The 18,527-nt window shown below is 64.8% G+C and carries 17 protein-coding genes and 1 pseudogene; 13 read left to right on the forward strand and 5 right to left on the reverse strand.

The genetic code is table 11. The features are described from left to right. Positions 1 to 15 precede the first annotated feature (15 nt). Together OKW27_RS10180 and OKW27_RS10185 are read left to right on the forward strand one after the other, a co-directional pair. Entirely contained in the window at positions 16 to 1,374 is a 1,359-nt protein-coding gene (locus tag OKW27_RS10180) for an acyclic terpene utilization AtuA family protein (RefSeq protein WP_429333388.1), read from the forward strand. Position 1,375: 1 nt separating this feature from the next. Next, complete coding sequence (locus OKW27_RS10185; RefSeq protein ID WP_184061648.1) at positions 1,376 to 1,681, forward strand: AtuA-related protein; 306 nt, start codon at positions 1,376 to 1,378, stop codon at positions 1,679 to 1,681. Between the two features lie 55 nt (positions 1,682 to 1,736). On the opposite strand, the gene OKW27_RS10190 is transcribed toward OKW27_RS10185, so the two are convergent. Next, on the reverse strand, positions 1,737 to 2,447 hold the full coding sequence (locus OKW27_RS10190) for a FadR/GntR family transcriptional regulator (RefSeq protein WP_090807481.1): 711 nt from the start codon (positions 2,445 to 2,447) through the stop codon (positions 1,737 to 1,739). Positions 2,448 to 2,865: 418 nt separating this feature from the next. Here OKW27_RS10190 and OKW27_RS10195 point away from each other — a divergent pair, with 418 nt between their 5' ends. Both OKW27_RS10195 and gudD read left to right on the forward strand, forming a co-directional pair. Further along, the gene (locus tag OKW27_RS10195) at positions 2,866 to 4,197 is read left to right on the forward strand and encodes an MFS transporter (protein ID WP_429333389.1); all 1,332 of its coding nucleotides are present in this window, start codon (positions 2,866 to 2,868) and stop codon (positions 4,195 to 4,197) included. A 130-nt stretch (positions 4,198 to 4,327) separates the two neighbouring features. Further along, positions 4,328 to 5,677 carry a glucarate dehydratase gene (gudD, locus tag OKW27_RS10200; protein ID WP_429333390.1) on the forward strand — a complete coding sequence of 450 codons (1,350 nt, stop codon included), beginning with the start codon at positions 4,328 to 4,330 and terminating at the stop codon, positions 5,675 to 5,677. Between the two features lie 136 nt (positions 5,678 to 5,813). On the opposite strand, the gene OKW27_RS10205 is transcribed toward gudD, so the two are convergent. Then, positions 5,814 to 7,322 (reverse strand): MFS transporter, encoded by a 1,509-nt coding sequence (locus tag OKW27_RS10205; protein ID WP_429334576.1) that lies wholly within the window; start codon positions 7,320 to 7,322, stop codon positions 5,814 to 5,816. A 370-nt stretch (positions 7,323 to 7,692) separates the two neighbouring features. Between OKW27_RS10205 and OKW27_RS10210 the strand changes: the two genes are divergently transcribed. The 4 genes from OKW27_RS10210 to OKW27_RS10225 all read left to right on the forward strand — a co-directional run bounded on the left by OKW27_RS10210 (position 7,693) and on the right by OKW27_RS10225 (position 11,437). Continuing rightward, entirely contained in the window at positions 7,693 to 8,871 is a 1,179-nt protein-coding gene (locus OKW27_RS10210) for a porin (protein WP_429333391.1), read from the forward strand. A gap of 227 nt (positions 8,872 to 9,098) precedes the next feature. Continuing rightward, positions 9,099 to 9,806 carry a dienelactone hydrolase family protein gene (locus OKW27_RS10215; protein WP_429333392.1) on the forward strand — a complete coding sequence of 236 codons (708 nt, stop codon included), beginning with the start codon at positions 9,099 to 9,101 and terminating at the stop codon, positions 9,804 to 9,806. Positions 9,807 to 9,911: 105 nt separating this feature from the next. After that, positions 9,912 to 10,202: a hypothetical protein gene (locus OKW27_RS10220; RefSeq protein ID WP_429333393.1), complete on the forward strand. Its 291-nt coding sequence runs from the start codon at positions 9,912 to 9,914 to the stop codon at positions 10,200 to 10,202. After that, complete coding sequence (locus OKW27_RS10225) at positions 10,196 to 11,437, forward strand: Zn-dependent hydrolase (RefSeq protein WP_429333394.1); 1,242 nt, start codon at positions 10,196 to 10,198, stop codon at positions 11,435 to 11,437. The genes OKW27_RS10220 and OKW27_RS10225 overlap by 7 nt, the downstream gene beginning before the upstream one ends. A gap of 8 nt (positions 11,438 to 11,445) precedes the next feature. On the opposite strand, the gene OKW27_RS10230 is transcribed toward OKW27_RS10225, so the two are convergent. Together OKW27_RS10230 and OKW27_RS10235 are read right to left on the reverse strand one after the other, a co-directional pair. Next, positions 11,446 to 11,751, reverse strand: coding sequence for a panthothenate synthetase (locus OKW27_RS10230; RefSeq protein ID WP_090807469.1), 306 nt, complete (start codon positions 11,749 to 11,751; stop codon positions 11,446 to 11,448). A 136-nt stretch (positions 11,752 to 11,887) separates the two neighbouring features. Continuing rightward, positions 11,888 to 12,511, reverse strand: a complete 624-nt coding sequence (locus tag OKW27_RS10235) for a methylated-DNA--[protein]-cysteine S-methyltransferase (RefSeq protein ID WP_090807467.1) — start codon at positions 12,509 to 12,511, stop codon at positions 11,888 to 11,890. Between the two features lie 300 nt (positions 12,512 to 12,811). Here OKW27_RS10235 and OKW27_RS10240 point away from each other — a divergent pair, with 300 nt between their 5' ends. The 5 genes and pseudogenes from OKW27_RS10240 to OKW27_RS10260 all read left to right on the forward strand — a co-directional run. Continuing rightward, a complete protein-coding gene (locus tag OKW27_RS10240; protein ID WP_429333395.1) occupies positions 12,812 to 14,191 on the forward strand; it encodes a leucine-rich repeat-containing protein kinase family protein in 1,380 nt (459 codons plus the stop codon). After that, complete coding sequence (locus OKW27_RS10245; protein ID WP_429333396.1) at positions 14,188 to 15,159, forward strand: substrate-binding domain-containing protein; 972 nt, start codon at positions 14,188 to 14,190, stop codon at positions 15,157 to 15,159. The genes OKW27_RS10240 and OKW27_RS10245 overlap by 4 nt, the downstream gene beginning before the upstream one ends. 97 nt (positions 15,160 to 15,256) lie before the next feature. After that, the gene (locus OKW27_RS10250) at positions 15,257 to 15,901 is read left to right on the forward strand and encodes a LysE family translocator (RefSeq protein ID WP_429333397.1); all 645 of its coding nucleotides are present in this window, start codon (positions 15,257 to 15,259) and stop codon (positions 15,899 to 15,901) included. Between the two features lie 23 nt (positions 15,902 to 15,924). Then, positions 15,925 to 16,356, forward strand: coding sequence for an NUDIX hydrolase (locus OKW27_RS10255; RefSeq protein ID WP_090807459.1), 432 nt, complete (start codon positions 15,925 to 15,927; stop codon positions 16,354 to 16,356). A gap of 120 nt (positions 16,357 to 16,476) precedes the next feature. Beyond that, positions 16,477 to 16,572 (forward strand): annotated as a pseudogene (locus tag OKW27_RS10260) (ABC transporter substrate-binding protein); the annotation flags it as partial. Positions 16,573 to 16,675: 103 nt separating this feature from the next. On the opposite strand, the gene OKW27_RS10265 reads toward OKW27_RS10260, so the two are convergent. After that, on the reverse strand, positions 16,676 to 18,067 hold the full coding sequence (locus OKW27_RS10265; protein ID WP_429333398.1) for a short-chain fatty acid transporter: 1,392 nt from the start codon (positions 18,065 to 18,067) through the stop codon (positions 16,676 to 16,678). Positions 18,068 to 18,527 lie beyond the last annotated feature (460 nt).

Genomic DNA, 18,527 nt, shown 5'->3' on the forward strand with positions numbered 1-18,527 from the left:
AGGAACGGGAGCACCATGACAGCCACTGAATCTCGACGCGTCGTTCGCATCGGCGCGGGCGCGGGCTATTCGGGCGACCGCATCGAACCCGCGCTCGAACTCGCAGAACACGGCCAGGTCGACTATCTCGTGTTCGAATGCCTCGCCGAACGCACGATCGCGATCGCGCAGCAGGCGCGCAGCAAGGACCCGGAGCTCGGCTACGACCCGCTGCTCGAAGCGCGCATGCGCGCGGTGCTGCCCGTCGCGGCGCGCAACGGCGTGCGTATCGTGTCGAACATGGGCGCGGCCAATCCGCTCGCGGCAGCGCGCCGGACCGCGCAGATCGCGCGCGAGTTGGGTCTCGGCGGCCTGAGGATTGCCGCAGTCACCGGCGACGACGTGCTCGACGTCGTGCGCGCGGGCGACTTCCATTTCGTCGAATCGGGCGAGGCGGTGGCCGCGCACGCGGACCGGCTGATATCGGCCAATGCGTACCTCGGCGCGAGCGGCATCGTCGAGGCGCTCGCGGCCGGCGCGCAGATCGTGCTGACCGGGCGCGTCGCCGATCCGTCGCTGTTCGTCGCGCCGCTGATCCACGAATTCGGCTGGCGCATGGACGACTGGCCGATGCTCGGCCAGGCGACGGTAATCGGCCATCTGCTCGAATGCGCGGGGCAGATCACCGGCGGCTATTTCGCGGACCCCGGTTTCAAGGACGTGCCGAATCTCGCGCGGCTCGGCTTTCCGATCGCCGAAGTTGCGCGGGACGGTTCAGTGGTGATCACGAAGCTCGCGCAAAGTGGCGGGCTCGTGACCGAGGCGACCTGCAAGGAGCAGTTGCTCTACGAGATCCACGATCCGCGTCGTTATCTGCAGCCCGACGTGGTCGCCGATTTCTCGCAGGTGCGCGTCGAGCAGGAAGCCGTGGACCGGGTGCGCGTCACCGGCGGTGGCGGCACCGAGCGCACCGCGACGTTGAAAGTGTCGGTTGCGTATTTCGACGGCTATATCGGCGAGGGGCAGATTTCGTACGGCGGACCCGGCGCGCTTGCGCGGGCGCGGCTCGCGCTCGATATCGTGCGCGAGCGTCTCGCGCTGACCGGCGTGCAGACGCGCGAGTTGCGCTTCGATCTGATCGGCGTGAACGCACTGCATGGTGACGCGGTGGCGGCCGGTCATGGCGAGCCGTACGAAGTGCGCGCCCGGGTGGCGGGACGCACGGCGTCGCTCGCGCAGGCGCTGCGCATCGGCAACGAGGTCGAGACGTTGTACACGAACGGACCGGCGGGCGGCGGCGGCGTGACGAAGGCGGCGCGCGAGGTGGTCGCGGTGCAGTCGGTGCTGCTGCCGCGCGAGTATGCGGCGCCGGCTTTCTCGCTGATGGAGGCTTGAGATGAAACTACGGGAACTGGCCCACTCGCGCACCGGCGACAAGGGCAATACGCTCAATATCTCGGTGATCTGCTACGACGCGCTGCATTACGAGCGGTTGCGCGATGTGCTGACGCCCGAGCGCGTCAAGACGCATCTGCGCGACGTGGTGCGCGGCGAGGTGGTGCGCCATGAGTTGCCGGGCCTTGCCGCATTCAACTTCGTGCTCGGCGACGCGCTCGGCGGCGGCGTTACGCGTTCGCTCGCGCTCGACGCGCATGGCAAATCGCTGAGCTCGGCGTTAATGGATCTCGACGTGGGGCAGTGAGGGCATTGCCGGCGGCGTGTCGTGTTGCGGGGCGGCCGCTCAGCCCCGCATGTGATCACACGCCAGCCTTCGTCAGGTCATGCGCGCGGCGCAGTCGCTCGCGGCTGTTGCTCAGATGCATGCGCATCGCGGCGCGCGCGTCGTCGGCATCCTGACGCTCGATCGCGCGATAGATCATCAGATGCTCGCCGAGCACGCTGCGCAACACCTCGATATGGTCTAGCTCCGCGATCTCCGCCGAACCGAGCCGGGTGCGCGGGCTGACCGAGCGGCCGAGCTGGCTCAGCACGTCGAAGAAATAGCGGTTGCCGCTCGCGCGCGCGATCTGCAAATGGAACTCGATGTCGTGTGCGAGCGTGTCGGTGCTGCCGCGCTCGAGCTCCGACTCGAATCGATCGAGCGCAGTGCGGATCTGCTTCAGGTTCCGCTCGGTGCGCCGCGATGCCGCGAGCGCGGCCGCGGCCGCTTCGACGTCGATCCGGAACTCGATGATCGCCATCACGTCGAGCATGCTGGTGAGATCGGCGGCGGGAAGCTGCATCGGCTTTTCGGCGGCGGGCGCGAGCACGAACGTGCCAATGCCATGGCGCGTCTCGACGATCCTCTCTGCCTGCAGACGCGAAATCGCCTCGCGGACCACGGAGCGGCTCACGGACAGCTGCTTCATCATCGCGACTTCGGTGGGGATGCGGTCGCCTGGCCTCAGCGCCCCGCGGCGAATCTCATCGGAAAGGGTGGCTACCACCTTTTCAGTTAGGCTGCTCATTTTTGTGGCTGGTTGACTGATCCTGCAAAGTATCGCACAGGACTGTACTCGATTCTGCCGCGTTCGGCGGCATCGGCGCGGGCTATTTTTTGCGTGCGGATGCGCGGTTGGGGGCGGGGATGAGGCGGACATTTGCGCAAACGCAAGGGCTGCAGACGACAGTCTGCCAATTGTAGACATCAGACGTCTTAGTTCGAGGCGGATTCCGGGTTGGTCAACAGGGTTATCAACCTTTGAATTTGCCATTATTTCAAGGCGATCCCTCGGGAAACACAGGGTAAACACCCCATTGGATTTGACAAAAGTAACGCGGTAGACTGTCGTCAGACAACATATCAGGCGTAGAGCAGGGTCTTGCACCCATCGGGTGCGCCGCGCTGCGTTCCACCAGGCCTCGTGGCCGACAGGGAGACACAACTTGACATCAGTTCTGACCACCGCGCTCGACCCGCTGGAATCGGCGGTCGCGAAGGTGAAGCGCAACGTGTTGCCGCTTTTCCTGATCATGTTCATCGCGAACTATATCGACCGCGTGAACATCGGCTTCGTCAACGCGCACATGAAGGCCGATCTCGGCATCGGCGCGGCCGCCTACGGGCTCGGCAGCGGGCTGTTCTTCATCGGCTACGCGCTGTTCGAAGTGCCGTCGAACGTGCTGATGCAGAAGTTCGGCGCGCGCGCCTGGCTCACGCGCATCATGGGCACGTGGGGGCTGGTGGCGGGCGCGATGGCGTTCGTCTGGAACGACACGTCGTTTTACGTGCTGCGGTTCCTGCTCGGCGTCGCCGAGGCGGGCTTCTTTCCCGGCGTCGTCTTTTACTTCACCCAGTGGCTGCCGCAAAAGGAACGCGGCAAGGCGATGGCGATCTTTCTGTCGGGCTCGGCGCTCGCGTCGGTGCTGTCCGGTCCCATCACCGGCTCGCTGCTGTCGATTCGCGGCTTCGGCCTGCAAGGCTGGCAGTGGATGTTCCTGATCGAAGGCGCGTTCTCGATCGCGCTGTGCGTCGTGAGCTGGTTGCTGTTGAAGTCGCGCATCCGCGACGCGCATTGGCTCACGGCCGAAGAACAGCGTCTGCTCGAACAATCGATCGCGGCCGAACAGGGCGAGCGCGAAGCGCAAGGCGGCGCGCATCTGCCGACGGTGAAGCTGCTGAAGGACCCGCAAATCGCGCTGTTCTGCTTCCTGTACTTCGCGATCCAACTGACCATCTACGCGGCCACTTTCTGGCTGCCGACCATCATCCGCAAGATGGGCGGCCTGTCCGACTTCGAGGTCGGCATGTTCAACGCGATTCCGTGGCTGATCTCGATGGTCGCGATGTACGGCTTCGCGGTCGTATCGGCGAAGTGGCGTCATCAGCAGGGCTGGCTCGCGGTCGCGCTCGTCATCGCGGCGGTCGGTCTGTTCGCGTCGACGTCGGGCAACCCGGTGTTCTCGTTCGTCGCGATCTGCTTCTCGGCGATCGGCTTCAAGGCGGCGTCGTCGCTGTTCTGGCCGATTCCGCAGGGCTACCTCGATGCGCGCGTCGCCGCCGGCGTGCTCGCGCTGATCAATTCGCTCGGCAACCTCGGCGGCTTCTTCGCACCGGCCACCTTCGGCTATCTGCAGCAACACACGGGCTCGATCACGGGCGGGTTGTACGGTCTCGGCGTCGCGTCGCTGCTCGCGGCGGCGGCCGGCTTCCTGACGCGCAACAAGCCCGGCAATCGCGAGCCGTTGCCCGATTCGTTGCGCGGCAACGCGCATTGACTACACTGACGGCTCGCATGCGGCCGTCGATTTTTCTGTATTCGAGTTCTCATCCGGTCCGGTCGAACACGCACGCAGCGCGCGGCGGCTTCCGCCGGCCGGCCTACTTCATCACACAGGTGCTTTTCCCATGTCCACCAAACCTACCGAATCGAACACCACGCCGGTCGTCACCGAACTGCGCGTTGTGCCCGTCGCCGGTCGCGACAGCATGCTGATGAATCTGAGCGGCGCGCATGGTCCGTTCTTCACGCGCAACATCGTGATTCTGCGCGACAGCGCGGGCCATACCGGCGTGGGCGAAGTGCCGGGCGGCGAGAACATCCGCAAGACGATCGACGACGCGCGGCCGTTCGTGGTCGGTCAGTCGATCGGCAATCTGCAGGCGATCCTGAACCAGGTGCGCACGCAGTTCGCCGATCGCGACGCTGGGGGGCGTGGCCTGCAGACCTTCGACCTGCGCACGACGATTCACGCGGTGACCGCGCTCGAAGCCGCGCTGCTCGACCTGCTGGGGCAGCATCTCGGCGTGCCGGTCGCGGCACTGCTCGGCGAAGGCCAGCAGCGCGACGAAGTGGAAATGCTCGGCTACCTGTTCTATATCGGCGATCGCAACAAGACCGATCTGCCGTACGCGAACAACGCCGGCGCGCGTGACGACTGGGAGCGCGTGCGCACCGAGGAAGCGCTGACGCCGGAGACGGTCGTGCGTCTTGCCGAGGCCGCGAAGGCGCGCTATGGCTTCAACGACTTCAAGCTGAAGGGCGGCGTGCTGCCAGGCGACGCCGAGATCGAAGCGGTCACGGCACTCGCCGAGCGCTTCCCCGAAGCGCGCGTGACGCTCGACCCGAACGGCGCATGGTCGCTCGCGGAAGCGGTGCGCCTGTGCCGTGACAAGCACGATGTTCTCGCCTACGCGGAAGATCCATGCGGCGCGGAGAACGGCTATTCGGGCCGCGAAGTGATGGCCGAGTTCCGTCGCGCAACCGGCCTGCCGACGGCGACCAACATGATCGCGACCGACTGGCGTCAGATGGGTCACGCCATCCAGCTGCAATCGGTCGATATTCCGCTCGCCGATCCGCATTTCTGGACCATGCAGGGCTCGGTGCGCGTCGCGCAGATGTGCAACGACTGGGGCCTCACGTGGGGTTCGCATTCGAACAACCACTTCGACATTTCGCTCGCGATGTTCACGCACGTCGCGGCCGCGGCGCCGGGCAAGATCACCGCGATCGATACGCACTGGATCTGGCAGGATGGTCAGTTCCTGACGCAAGATCCGCTGCAGATCGTCGGCGGTAAGGTCAAGGTGCCGCAGAAGTCGGGGCTTGGCATCGAACTCGATATGGATGCGCTCGAGAAGGCGCACGAGCTGTATCAGCAGCACGGCCTCGGCGCGCGCGACGACGGCATTGCCATGCAATATCTGATTCCGAACTGGAAGTTCGACAACAAGCGGCCGTGTCTCGTGCGTTAAGGACGATTCAACTCAATCAAAAAGCCTGGCGGGCTGCACGAAAGATGCGGTTCACCAGGCTTTTTTGTTTCCTTTTGCATTGCACGGTGCGAGATAGCCGCACCGCGGATGTCGGCGGCCATCATCGGGCCACTTGTCAGCTCTTGCGAAACACCACATGCGAAATCCGCTGCACCAGCAGCGCGGCCGCGAGCGATGCCACCGCCGTCAGCCACACACCGATATGAATCGACTGCACGAGCGCGTCGCGTGCGCTATCGATCAGCGCGAGCGTATCGAGTCCCGACTTCTTCATATCCGCAATCAGCTGTGTGCGCGACGCTTCGTCGATCAGGATGCGCAGATCGACGAAACGCGGCCGCCATTGCGATGAGGCCGGCTCTCCGAGCACGCTCATCGTGCGCGTGACGACGTTGCGATAGTGATGCTGCACGACAGTCGCGACGATGCTGGTGCCGAGCATGCCGCCGACCATGCGCGTCGATTGCAATAGCGCGGTCGTGATGCCGAAGCGCTCGCGTCCGGCGATCTCCTGGCCGAACACGTTCAGGTTGTTCAGGATGAAGCCGAGGCCGATGCCGACCGCGCCCATCGGCAGCACGATGCGCCAGTGCGGCGTGTCCGGATTGGCGAACGCGAGCGCGATCGACGCGAACATCAGCAGCCCGAAACCGATCGTCAGAATGCGCGTGGGCTTCTTCATGTGAATCACGATGCGCGTGTTCACCATACTACCGAGCGCGATGCACGCGGCGATCGGCGTCGCGAGCAGGCCGGCCTGCTGCGGCGAAAGACCGAAGCCGCCTTGCAGCAGCAAAGGCGCGAAGAAGATCAGCGAGAACATCACGAACCCGGACAGCATGCCGAGCGTGAATAGCGTGACGAGCTGCGCGTCCTTGAACAGATCGAGCGGAACGATCGGATGCGTGGCGCGCTTTTCGCACCTGAAGAGTGCGATCGCGCCGGCGATCACGCACGCGCCGAGCACGAGATTGCCCACGGTGAGGCCGTGCTTCGGCACCGCTTCGATAAACGCCTGCAAGCCGCCGAGCACGCCCGCGACGAGCCCCGCGCCGAGCCAGTCGATCTTTACTTCGCCGTCATGCGGCCGCCGGAAATTCGGCAGATGCATCCAGATGAAATAGAGCGCCGCCGCGCCCACCGGCAGATTGACGAGAAACGTCGAGCGCCAGCCGAGGTGCTCGCTCATCCAGCCGCCGAGCGACGGGCCGGCCGCCGTGCCGATGCCGTAGGCCGCGGCCAGCACGACCTGCCAGCGCACGCGGGTGCGCGGGTCGGGGAACAGATCGGGAATCGACGCGAACGCGGTGCCGACCATCATGCCGCCGCCAATGCCTTGCAGTCCGCGCGCGATCGCGAGAAACAGCATGCTGTTGGCGAGGCCGCACAACACGGACGCGACCGTGAACGTGATCACCGCGGCGATCACGAAGCGCTTGCGGCCGAAGTAGTCGCCGAGCCGCCCGAACACCGGCACTGTGACGACCGAGGCGAGCAGGTACGCGCTTGCGATCCACGCAAAATATTCGAAGCCGTGCAGCTCGGCGACGATCGACGGCAGCGCGGTGCTGACGACGGTCTGGTCGAGCGCGACCAGCATGTTGACGAGGCCGATGCCGAGCATCGCGTAAAGCGCGTGGCGAAACGGCAGGGCGGGGGCGGCGGCGGCGGAACTGACGGGGGCGGTGGAATTCACGGATCGGGCAGAAGGCGGTTCGGGGTGGACGCTGCACGGCGGATCGCGGTCAGGCTGCCGGCGATTGTACGCAGGTTGTCTGACGTCTTGAGGATTATACGGGTTTCCCCTGGTCAAAAGAATTCGTCGCGCGAAATACCACACGCCGCGGGAAAAAGGTGGTGCCCCGGGGCACGGCGCCGCACACGGGCCGCGGCGACTCCTGCATCGCCGTCCTCCAGTCGCGGACGCTGGCGCGCGCTTGCATCGTAGGGATGTGCGCGAGCGTACTGGACGGTGCGCACGGGTTCGCCCGAACGTGGTACGTTCGCTCGCGGAATATCCGATCGATGTGTTCGAGGAGGAACTCATCCTGCGTCGCGCCATGGCTTTCCTGCTGAAAACAGTCCGCGAAGCCTTGACGATCAGCGTCGGCGCGAGAGCGGTTTGGGGAGGTGGCGCGCTTCTGCTCTATGCGCACGGCGCAGCCGCCGTCACCGACACCGACATCGATACCGGCACCGGCGCCGCCTCAGGAATCAACCCCGGCTTCGTCTCGCTGTATGGCGTGATCGATACGAGCGTCGAAATCACCGACCCCGGTTCGGGCTGGGTCGCGCGCATGGACTCCGGCGCGTATCGCGGCTCGCGGGTCGGGCTGCATGGCGCGCAGCCGCTCGGGGGCGGCAACGCGATCGTGTTCACGCTCGAAAACGGCTTCAGCTCGACCGACGGCAGCGTGCAGGTGCCCGGCTCGATCTTCAATCGCCAGGCATGGATCGGCGCGAGCGGCAGCTGGGGCGAACTGCGCGTCGGCCGTCAGTATTCGCCGATCTATATTCCGTTCAAGGGCGATCTCGACGCGTTCGGCGCCGGCACGATCGCCTCGGGGCTCAACAATCTGTCAAAGATCACGCCGTATGCGAACAACGCGGTTGCGTATCTGTCGCCGCGCATTGCCGGCTTCAGTGCGACGCTGATGATGGCGATGCGCGATCCGTCCGAGGCCGACGGCAACGGCATCGACGGTTATTACGTGAGCGCGTCGTATCGGCTCGACCACCTGCATCTGCTGTACGCGCGCCAGCAGACGCACGGTGCCGGCGCGCTGCGCGCGAACCTCGGCGGCGCGAACTACGCCTTCGGCAAGCTGCGCGTGTGGCTGTCCTTTTTCAACGGCGATGGCGGCACGCCGGTCTATCACGGCGCGGGCGGCTCGCTGTCGGCGCAGTACAGTTTTTCGACCAATGCGCGTGCCTCGCTCGGCTATGCGCACGTGCGCGACTACACGACGCCTGGCGGCAGCGCGGACCAGTTCAGCGCGGCATTCGAATACAGCATGTCGCCGACGCTGCTGCTGTATTTCAGCGCCGCCTATCTCGCGAATCACGACGACTCGCGCTTCACGCTGCGCGGCGTCAACGTGACCGGGCTGCCCGTTGCCTATCCGGGCGCGCCGGTCGCGGGCGTCCAATTCGGTGTGATAGAGCGGTTCTAGCGCGCATCGCAATACGTCAAGCTTTCAGTCGAGTCATTCACCCATTGGATAAAAGCGCTTGAATGCGTGCGCGAAATCACATGTCGCGCGGGCCTGATTTCTGCGTCGCGTTTCACATAACGCGCAGATTCCGCGGGATCACGCTCGCGCGTTGGCACGATTCCGATTGAACAGAAAACGGGGTAGCGGCGCTATGCTAGCGGTTTCGTCTACTCGAGGAGCGACCGATGACCCAACACGCAGGTTCGATGATCACGTTCAACCGTCCCGACGGCAAGCAGCTACAGGGCTATCTCGCGAAGCCTGAAAAAACCGCGGGCGCGCCCGCGGTCGTCGTGATCCAGGAATGGTGGGGCTTGAACGACCAGATTCGCGGCGTCGCCGATCGCCTCGCCAAAGTCGGCTACTTCGCGCTGGTGCCCGATCTGTATCGCGGCAAGTCGACGGTCGAAGAGGATGAGGCGCACCACTTGATGAGCGGCCTCGATTTCGGCGATGCCGCAACGCAGGACGTGCGCGGCGCGGTCCAGTATCTGCAGCAGCACGCGGCGAAGGTTGGCTTGACCGGCTATTGCATGGGCGGCGCGCTGACGTTCCTCGCGCTGTGCAACGTGCCTGAAGTGGCGGCCGGCGTCGTCTGGTATGGCTTCCCGCCGCTCGACTATATCGACGCGTCGAAGATCAAGGTTCCGGTGATGGGCCACTGGGGTTTGCAGGACGAGTTCTTCGCCGCCGACACCGTCGACGCGCTCGAAAAGAAACTCACCGACGCGAAAGTCGACGTCGAGTTTCATCGCTATCTGGCGCGTCACGCGTTCGCGAACGAAACGGCGGTCGGGTCGGGCCGCATCGCGAGGACGCAATACGACCCGGTCTGGGCGCAACAGGCGTGGGATCGTACGTTGACGTTCTTTGGCCGCACGCTGTGGAAATGAGTTGGTGAATGGCGGAAGCGGACGGCTCGTCCGCTTCGTGAGAGTGCCCGCGGTCGTGGCGCTTTCTCGATACGGCCGTCCGATCTGTGCCGCACGTTGCCCACGATGGACGCGCCCGCGGCTCAGGAAGCGCTCCACATCTGCGCGCTGTTGACGGCGGCGGCGTTCGGCAAGGAAACAGGCTTGACCGGCAGTGCGCGGGCGGTGGCACGCACCGCGATGTTCACGGCAGCGCGCCGCTATATCGACGCAAATCCCGGCCAACCTGATCTGACGGTCGACTGCGTGCTGGCCATGTCGCAGCTGTCGCGGCCCACGCTGTATCGATTGTTCGAGCCGGAGGGTGGGCTTCACGCGTATATCCGCAACCAATGCATGGAGATGACAACGTGGTGAAGATCGATCCTGAGCGGCTGATGGCCGACCTCAAACGGCTGCGCGGTTTCGGCGCGACCGGTCCCGGCGTGGTCCGGCTCGCGCTGTCGCCGGTCGATCTGGCGGCACGCGAATGGCTGGTCGGCCGGATGACGGAGGCGGGGCTCGACGCGCGCATCGACGGCGTCGGCACCGTGTTCGGACGCTCGCGCAATAGCGGTCCCGCGCTCGTGATCGGCTCGCATACCGACACGCAGCCGACCGGCGGCTGGCTCGATGGCGCAATGGGCGTGATGTACGGGCTCGAAATCGCCCGCGCGCTAGCGGAGCATGACGCGACGCGGCACCTCGCCGTCGACGTCGCGTCGTGGATCGACGAGGAGGGCACGTTCTCGGGCCTGCTCGGCAGCCGCAGCTTCGTCGGCGAGGCGGTCGACGACTCGATTCGCGGCGCGACGAATCGGCAGGGCGAACGCCTCGCCGACGTACTCGAGGCCGCTGGACTGGCGGGCCGGCCGCGTGCGCGTTTCGAGGCAGGGCGCCAGGTCGCGTATCTGGAGCCGCATATCGAGCAGGGCGGACGTCTCGAAGCGATCGGCAAAGCGATCGGCGTCGTCACGACGATCGTCGGGTTGCGCGAATCGCGGCTGCGCTTCACCGGTCAGCGCAACCACGCGGGCACGACGCCAATGGCGATCCGCCGCGACGCGGGCGCGGCGCTCGTCGCGTTCATCGCGCGGATGAACGACGCGTTCGGGCAGCTGGCGGACGCGGATACCGTCTGGACCGTGGGCCGCATCGATCTCGATCCGGGCTCGATGAGCGTCGTGCCCGGCGCGGCCGACATGTACCTGCAATTCCGCGATGCGAACCCGGCACGGCTTCAGGCCATGGAACGCGCGCTCGCGGAACTGGTGCGCGATTTCAACGCGCACGACGCGGTGAGCGTCGAATTGCAGACGCTCGACGAGCCGATCGAACCCGTCAGCATGGACGCTACGCTCGCGGAGCACATCGCGCGAGCCGCCGAAGCACTCGCGCCGGGCCAGTGGCTGCGCATGCCGAGCGGCGCCGCGCACGACGCGCAGGTGATCGCGCGTTGCATGCCGGCGTGCATGATGTTCGTGCCGAGCATCGGCGGCGTGAGTCACGACTTTATCGAGGACACGGCCGAGGCGCATATCGTGCTCGGCTGCCAGGTCGCAGCGACGGCCGCGGCTTCGATGCTGCTGCAGCTATCGGCTGGGCATTCCTGAGGGCCGCGCTACTTCCACTTGTCGCCGAGCGCGTCGAGCCCGGCTTTCATCAGATCCTCGGGCAGCATCGCGATGCGCAGCTCGCAGTCGGCGTCGAGCGTCAGGAACCACGGTTCGGCAAGCGCGGGGATCGCCGATGCATCGGCGACCTCGACGACCGCCACCGCGCCGCGTTTGCCCTGCTGCTCGGTGAAGTAGATGGCTTCCGGTTTCATGTCCTCGAGGATCTTTCTCATCAGGTCGCCGATTCGGCCTTCGCGCACGAGTGTGCTGAACGGTTCGTTCGGTATTTGTATGTTGAGAAGCATGCGCATGTCATCCTCCTGTTCGATACCCCAAAGGGCATCTTAAGGATAGGTGTTGCATGCGCGGGCGATGGTGCTGATCGCGGACGAAGCATCGGCGATTACAGCCGGTGGGTGGCGCATCGTGCCGGGTGTGTGCGCTGCTTTAGCTACCGAACAGCGAACCCTGCGTTCCCCGGCTCGGCTGACGATGCGCCGGTTTCGCGGGCGCATCGTCCTTGACCGCTTGCGCCGCTCCCCGCTCAGGCGCCCGCCTTTGCGCGTGGTCCGCCGCTGCTTCGAGCGAGGTCTGCCCCGCCTCCAGCGAAAGCAGCAGCATCTTGTTGGCGAGGCCGCCGGCGAATCCCGTCAGCTCGCCCGACGCGCCGATCACGCGATGACACGGCGCGACGATCGAGATCGGATTCCGGCCGTTTGCCGCGCCCACCGCGCGCACCGCATTGACGTTGCCGATCTGCTGCGCGATCTCCGAGTAGCTGCGCGTCTGGCCGAACGGAATGGTCAGCAGCGCGCGCCAGACCTGCTTCTGGAACTCGGTGCCGTGAAAGTCGAGCGGCAGATCGAAGGCCTGGCGCGTGCCCGCGAAGTACTCGTGCAATTGCCGCGCGGTCTCGACGAGCACCGCTAGCTCGTTCGCTTCGCTCATCTCGCCGAGTCGCACGCGGTCAGGCTTGTCGTGCTCCCACAGAATCGCGGCGAGGCATTCGCCTTTCGCCACGAGCTTCAACTGACCGACCGGCGAATCGATCAACTTGTATGCATACGTCACTTTCTCAGGCTCCTGACAGGGTGGCGGCGCAAGGACTTGCGAGGCGGCGGCGTTTCGACGACCGGACGCGCAAAACTGCATGAAGGCTGCGCCGTTATCCGATAGTGTGTCGCTTGCGTGGCGCGAACGCGCTCCAGATATTGCTGTCTCATTCGCATTCGACATGGCCGCGACGGCCGTGACCCCCGCGACGCTCGCATCACTGTACCGCAGAGAACCCCAGATGACCTTCGACTCAGTAAAATCGACAGCTTCGGTACGACGCGCTGCGGGCGCTACCCGATCTTCTTTCCCACGACTGTGACCACGACTTTAGAACAACTGCGGGCCGGGCGACTGGCGGGTGCGCGCGAACTCAAACTCGCGTGCGGCCTGAGCGAATTTCCGCGCGAGATTTTCGATCTCGCCGATACGCTCGAAGTGCTCGACCTGTCGAACAACGCATTGACGACGCTGCCGGACGATCTGCCGCGTCTGCGCAAACTGCGCATCCTGTTCGCGTCCAACAACCCGTTCACCGAATTGCCCGGCGTGCTCGGCGAATGCGCGCAACTGAGCATGATCGGCTTCAAGTCGAATCGCATCCGCGAGGTGCCGGCGCGCGCGCTGCCGCCGCTGCTGCGTTGGCTGATTCTGACCGACAACGATCTCGAACGCTTGCCCGCGGAGCTCGGCCGCTGCACGCAACTGCAGAAGCTGATGCTTGCCGGCAACCGGCTGCGCGCGCTGCCCGAGGAGTTGGCCGCATGCACGCGGCTCGAACTGCTGCGGCTCGCGGCGAATCGTTTCGATGCATTGCCGCGTTGGTTGCTGGGTCTGCCGCGGCTTGCGTGGCTCGCGTATGCGGGCAATCCGTTCAACGCGGCGCTCGAACAGGCGGCGCTCATCGACACACCGATCAGCGGCATTCGTTGGGATGCGTTGCAGCTCGAACTGCCGTTGGGCGAGGGCGCATCGGGCGTCATCTATCGCGCGGCGCTGCACGCGGACAACGAGCCCGCGCCGCGTGCGGTCGCCGTCAAGCTGTTCAAGGGCGCGGTGACGAGCGACGGTTTGCCCGACTGCGAGATGGCTGCTTGCATTCGCGGCGGCGAACATGCGAACCTGATCCCCGTGCTCGGCAAGGTGATCGGGCATCCGTCGGATACGCATGGCCTCGTGATGGGATTGATCGATACGCGCTTCGCCAATCTCGCCGGCCCGCCGAGCCTCGCATCGTGTACGCGCGACATCTATCGCGACGACGCGCGCTTCGACCTTGCGACGGTGCTCGGTATCGCGAGCGGCATCGCGAAGGTCGCGAGTCATCTGCATCGGGGCGGCGTGATGCATGGCGATCTGTACGCGCACAATATCCTGCACGGCGGCGCGGGGCGCGCGCTGCTCGGCGATTTCGGGGCGGCGTCGTTTTTTGACGCCGGCGATCGCGAGCTCGCTATCGCGTTGCAGCGGCTCGAAGTGAGGGCGTACGGCTGTCTGCTCGAAGAACTGCTCGAGCGTTGCGAGGTATCCGGTGGACTCGACGCGCAACTCGCCGCCTTGAAGACGCGTTGTCTGAGCGAAGATATCGACAGCCGGCCGCTCTTCGACGAAATTGCCGCCAGCGTCGCGTCGTTCGATCGGCCCGTCCGCAACCGGCACGTCCGCAACCGGCACCTCCGCGAAGGAGTCAAGCCATGACGCAGAACATGCGCCGCCGCGTGCTGCTCGCGGGCGCGCTGGCCGCAACCGGTCTCACTGGCATCGCGCTGTTCGCGGACGATGCCGGCGCCGACGTGCTGCCCGGCACGAAGCCGAAGATCGCGCTCGTACTCAAATCGATGTCCGACCCGTTCACGGTCGCGATGGTCGACGCTGCGCGCAATTACCAGGACCACTTCTCGTCGCAATTCTGCCTGACGATTCGCGGCACGGCCAAACAGACCGACACCGCTGCGCAGATCCGCATGGTCGACGAGGCGATCAGGGCGAAGGTGAACGCGATCGTGATCGCGCCGACCGACTCGAAGGCGCTGGTCCCGGTGATCGCGCGCGCGATCAAGGCCGGCATCATCACGATCACGATCGACAACCCCCTCGACGATGCGGCGCAAGCGGCCGCCGGCATCTCGGTGCCGTTCGTCGGGCCGAACAATCGCAACGGCGCGAAGCAGGTCGGCCAATATCTGGCCACGCGGCTGAAGCCCGGCGATCAGGTTGGCATCATCGAAGGCATTTCGGTGAGCAGCAATGCGCAGCAGCGCACGGCCGGCAGCCGCGATGCGATGGATGCCGCGAGCGTGCAGGTCGTCGCGGTCGAGTCGGGTGACTGGGAGTACGGCAAGGCCCGCGACGTGGCCACGAAAATGCTGGCCGAGCATCCGCAGTTGCGCGCGCTGTTATGCGGCAACGACAACATGGCGATGGGCGCGGTCGACGCGATTCGCGACGCGGGTCGCGGCGGCGGCGTCTATGTCACCGGCTACGACGCGATCGATGCGATCAAGCCGCTACTCGCCGACGGCCGCGTGCTCGCGACGATGAACCAGTTCGCCGGCCGCCAGACCGTGTTCGGCATCGACTTCGCGTTGAAGGCGGTGACCGAGCGGCGCAAGCAGCGCGAGTTGTCGAAGGTGATCGAGACGCCGCTGCAACTGGTGACGGGCTGAAGCGTTGAGGCGGCGCGCGACGCGGCAGCGATTTTTTCCGTGGCATGATGATGTCCGATGTATTGGTATTCAACCACAACGAACCGCTGGGCCTGCCATGTCCTTCCATACCTGGTTGCTTTTCGCCGGTGCCTATCTGCTCACCACCATTTCGCCGGGACCGAACGTTCTGCTCGTGATCCGCAATTCGGTCCGCTATGGAAACCGCGGCGCGGCGGCGAGCGTCGCCGGTAATCTGCTCGCGCAAGGAGTCGTCGTCGTCCTCGTGGCGCTAGGTGTCGGCGCGGTATTGACGACGCTGCCACCGCTCTTCGTCGCGATGAAAGTGCTCGGCGCGGGTTATTTGGTGTATCTCGGCATCAGGCAACTGCGCGGCGGCAACAAAGAGGCATCGCGGGCCGCGCAGCCGGCGGGCGTCGCATCGTCCGCTTATACGTTCGAGCGCAAGAAGGTATTCCGCGAAGCCTTGCTCGTGTCGGGCAGCAATCCGAAGACGATGATCTTTCTATCGGCGTTCATGCCGCAATTCATCGACCACGAGCGCGGCCTGTCGGAGCAGTTCATCGTGATGTATCTGACGATCGCGGTCACCGTCGCGCTCGTGCACACCATTTATTCGCTCGGCGTGCGCGGTATCCATACGCGCGTCGGAGCCAGCCGTTGGGTCGCGGCCATCAAACGCGGCAGCGGGCTCGTCTTCGTCGCGCTCGGCATCAAGCTGCTGACCGCGCAACGCGGCTAGTCCGTCATGATGCCGGCAAGAAAATGAGCCGAATGCAAAGCATCGTCGATGTGAACGTGCTGTTCCTGAATGGGCAGGGCGAGTGCCTTTTCATCCAGCGCGCGAATACCGGTTTCAGGGACGGCCAGTACGCGTTGATTGCCGGCCATCTCGAACCGGGCGAATCGATCGAGGCATGCGCGATTCGAGAATCGAAAGAAGAAGCCGGTGTGACGATCGCGCCCGGCGCGCTCGAATTCAAACTCGTGATGCGGCGCGACTCGGACACGAACCGCATCAGCTTCTTTCTCGTGTGCCGTTCATGGCAGGGCGAACTGGCGAACATGGAGCCGCACAAGTGCTCGGGCTTCGTGTGGGCGAAGCCGGACCATCCACCGGCACCGGTCGTCGACTACGTGGCGGCCGCTCTCGCGCATATCCGCGACGGTGTGATGCTGGCCGATTTCAAGCCGTGATTCGCAGAGTTGCTGCTTATCTCGTCACTTTTGCTGACGATTTCCTGAACGAATCAAACCCGCAAAATCCCGCTGAATCGAGCGACGAAACGACCGCCAATTGACGCGGCTCCAATCGCGACGTTCGACGCGAAGGGCGACCTTCAGCACGGCGTGATCTCGCTGTACGACTACAAGGACGGCAAAAAGACGCTGCTGGACGTCGTCAAGATGTAACCGCGAGCGGTACGCCGCGAAAGCACAAGGGGCCGATCAAGCATTGCTTCATCGGCCCTTTGTTTTGACGGTAGCGAGATCGTTCGATCTCAGGTCATTGTGGTTACGGCACGAGCCACAACGCCACCGCGTAAATCACCAGCGACACCGCGAACGTCACCGCCGTATAGCCCATGACGCGCTGAATCCGGATACCCGCGATCGCGACGATCGGGACGGCCCAGAACGGCTGCAGCATGTTCGATACATTCTCGGCCATCGCGACGCCCATTGCGGTGCGCGGCACCGACGCATGCAGGCTGAGCGCCGCGGGCAGCACGAACGGACCCTGCACCGCCCAGTGGCCACCGGCGCTCGGCACCAGCAGCGTGATGATCAGCGAGCTCAGATAGCTCCACAGCGGCAGCGTGACCGGTGACGCGATCGTCACGAACGCTTTCGCGATCATCGACGCGAGACCCGTGCCCTTCATGATGCCCATGATCCCGCCGTACATCGGATATTGCAGCAGCATCGAGCCGGTCTGACGCGCGGCGCGGCGAATCGAATTCGCGTACGCGATCGGCGTGCGTTGCAGCGCGAGACCGATCATCAGGAAGATCAGGATCGTGTTGTTGATGTCGAGATCGAATCCTTCCTTGTGCCACGTCAGCGCCAGATAGCCGATGCCGAGCGCGAGCATCAGCAGTGTGCCGAGCATCGACTGTTCGAGGCGCGCCGCGAGCGATGTCTCGCTGCTCGCGCGGGCATGCGGGTCGTCGCTCGGCGCGTCGGCGGCTGCTTCGCCGCTCTGACGAAACGCGACGACGTTCTCCGCCTTCGGATGCATCTTGATGAAGATCGCGGTCATCACGACGACGACCAGCACGGTCGGAATGAACACGAACGGCGCGAAGATGGTTTCGCTGAGCGGCACCACGTGGCCGGTCGCTTTCTCGACGAGATTCAGCGCATTGCCGTGCGATGCCTGCGATAGCGCGATCGAACTTGACAGCCCGCTGTTGCAGATCGACCAGGCCGAATAGCTGCCCGCGACGAGCCATGCGAAGTCGACGTCGACGCGCCGCGCGATTTCCCGCGACAGCAACGCGCCGACGATGAGCCCGAGCCCCCAATTGAGCCACGCGGCAACCGCGACGACCGGAAACACGAGCAGCGCGGCACGCGTCGGCGAGTTCGCATGCGAGGCGAGCGCGCGCAGACCGCGTTGCACGATCGGCGCTTCCGCGATCGCGTAGCCGGTCGCGAGGATCAGGATCATCTGCAGCGCGAAGCCCAGAATGCCGAACGTGCCGGTGTACCAGGAGTCGAGCAGCGTCGGCAATGTGCCGTTCGGTGCGATCAGCATCGCCAGCACGGCGACGAAGAACGTCAGGCAGATCGACAGTACGAACGGGTCGGGCATGACCTGCTCGAAAACATAAACCAGCCCTTCGACGATGCCGCGCGAAGCGGCCGGTCGGCCGGCGGCGTGGGAGGGAGTGTCTCGCTTCATGTGTGTGACTCTGTGTAGTGCCCGGCCCTGTGCTGGGCGGAGGGGCGGGTACGGCGCGCCGGCGCGGGGTGCTGGCGCGTATTGGCGGCAAACTTGCCTTACCTGATCTTGATCACAGCGGACAGATTGGCGCGAATCCAGGAGGGTGGGCCCAGGCTTGGGCGCGCCTGGCCTCGAACCCGGTGTTGCGCTCGAAAAGACCTCTGTTTCCGTTTCGGTGTTCTTATGGTGAACACAGTTTCGTTAAACGAACGCTGCATTATTCGCGGTGAGCGCGGGCAATGTCAAGAAAAGGTGAAATCGGCTGAGCGGTGGCGGCATCGTTTAATACTTTCCTCGACCTAATTACGCAGAAAAAATATATTGGACGTCTTACTGGCGTTCTTGCACTATTCGTTCCCAGCGCAAAGTCCGCGCTGCGATCCCCGCCCGCGCGGGCGCTCATCAAAACCGATAACAG

It is taken from the genome of Paraburkholderia sp. 35.1 (assembly GCF_050436525.1).
Lineage (GTDB): Bacteria > Pseudomonadota > Gammaproteobacteria > Burkholderiales > Burkholderiaceae > Paraburkholderia > Paraburkholderia tuberum.

Bases quoted from the DNA above. Each gene is read 5' to 3' on its own strand.
- OKW27_RS10180 (WP_429333388.1), top strand. From the start codon at position 16: ATGACAGCCACTGAATCTCGACGCGTCGTTCGCATCGGCGCGGGCGCG.
- OKW27_RS10185 (WP_184061648.1), top strand. From the start codon at position 1,376: ATGAAACTACGGGAACTGGCCCACTCGCGCACCGGCGACAAGGGCAAT.
- OKW27_RS10190 (WP_090807481.1), bottom strand. From the start codon at position 2,447: ATGAGCAGCCTAACTGAAAAGGTGGTAGCCACCCTTTCCGATGAGATT.
- gudD (WP_429333390.1), top strand. From the start codon at position 4,328: ATGTCCACCAAACCTACCGAATCGAACACCACGCCGGTCGTCACCGAA.
- OKW27_RS10205 (WP_429334576.1), bottom strand. From the start codon at position 7,322: ATGCTCGGCATCGGCCTCGTCAACATGCTGGTCGCGCTCGACCAGACC.
- OKW27_RS10215 (WP_429333392.1), top strand. From the start codon at position 9,099: ATGACCCAACACGCAGGTTCGATGATCACGTTCAACCGTCCCGACGGC.
- OKW27_RS10220 (WP_429333393.1), top strand. From the start codon at position 9,912: ATGGACGCGCCCGCGGCTCAGGAAGCGCTCCACATCTGCGCGCTGTTG.
- OKW27_RS10230 (WP_090807469.1), bottom strand. From the start codon at position 11,751: ATGCGCATGCTTCTCAACATACAAATACCGAACGAACCGTTCAGCACA.
- OKW27_RS10245 (WP_429333396.1), top strand. From the start codon at position 14,188: ATGACGCAGAACATGCGCCGCCGCGTGCTGCTCGCGGGCGCGCTGGCC.
- OKW27_RS10250 (WP_429333397.1), top strand. From the start codon at position 15,257: ATGTCCTTCCATACCTGGTTGCTTTTCGCCGGTGCCTATCTGCTCACC.
- OKW27_RS10255 (WP_090807459.1), top strand. From the start codon at position 15,925: ATGAGCCGAATGCAAAGCATCGTCGATGTGAACGTGCTGTTCCTGAAT.
- OKW27_RS10265 (WP_429333398.1), bottom strand. From the start codon at position 18,067: ATGAAGCGAGACACTCCCTCCCACGCCGCCGGCCGACCGGCCGCTTCG.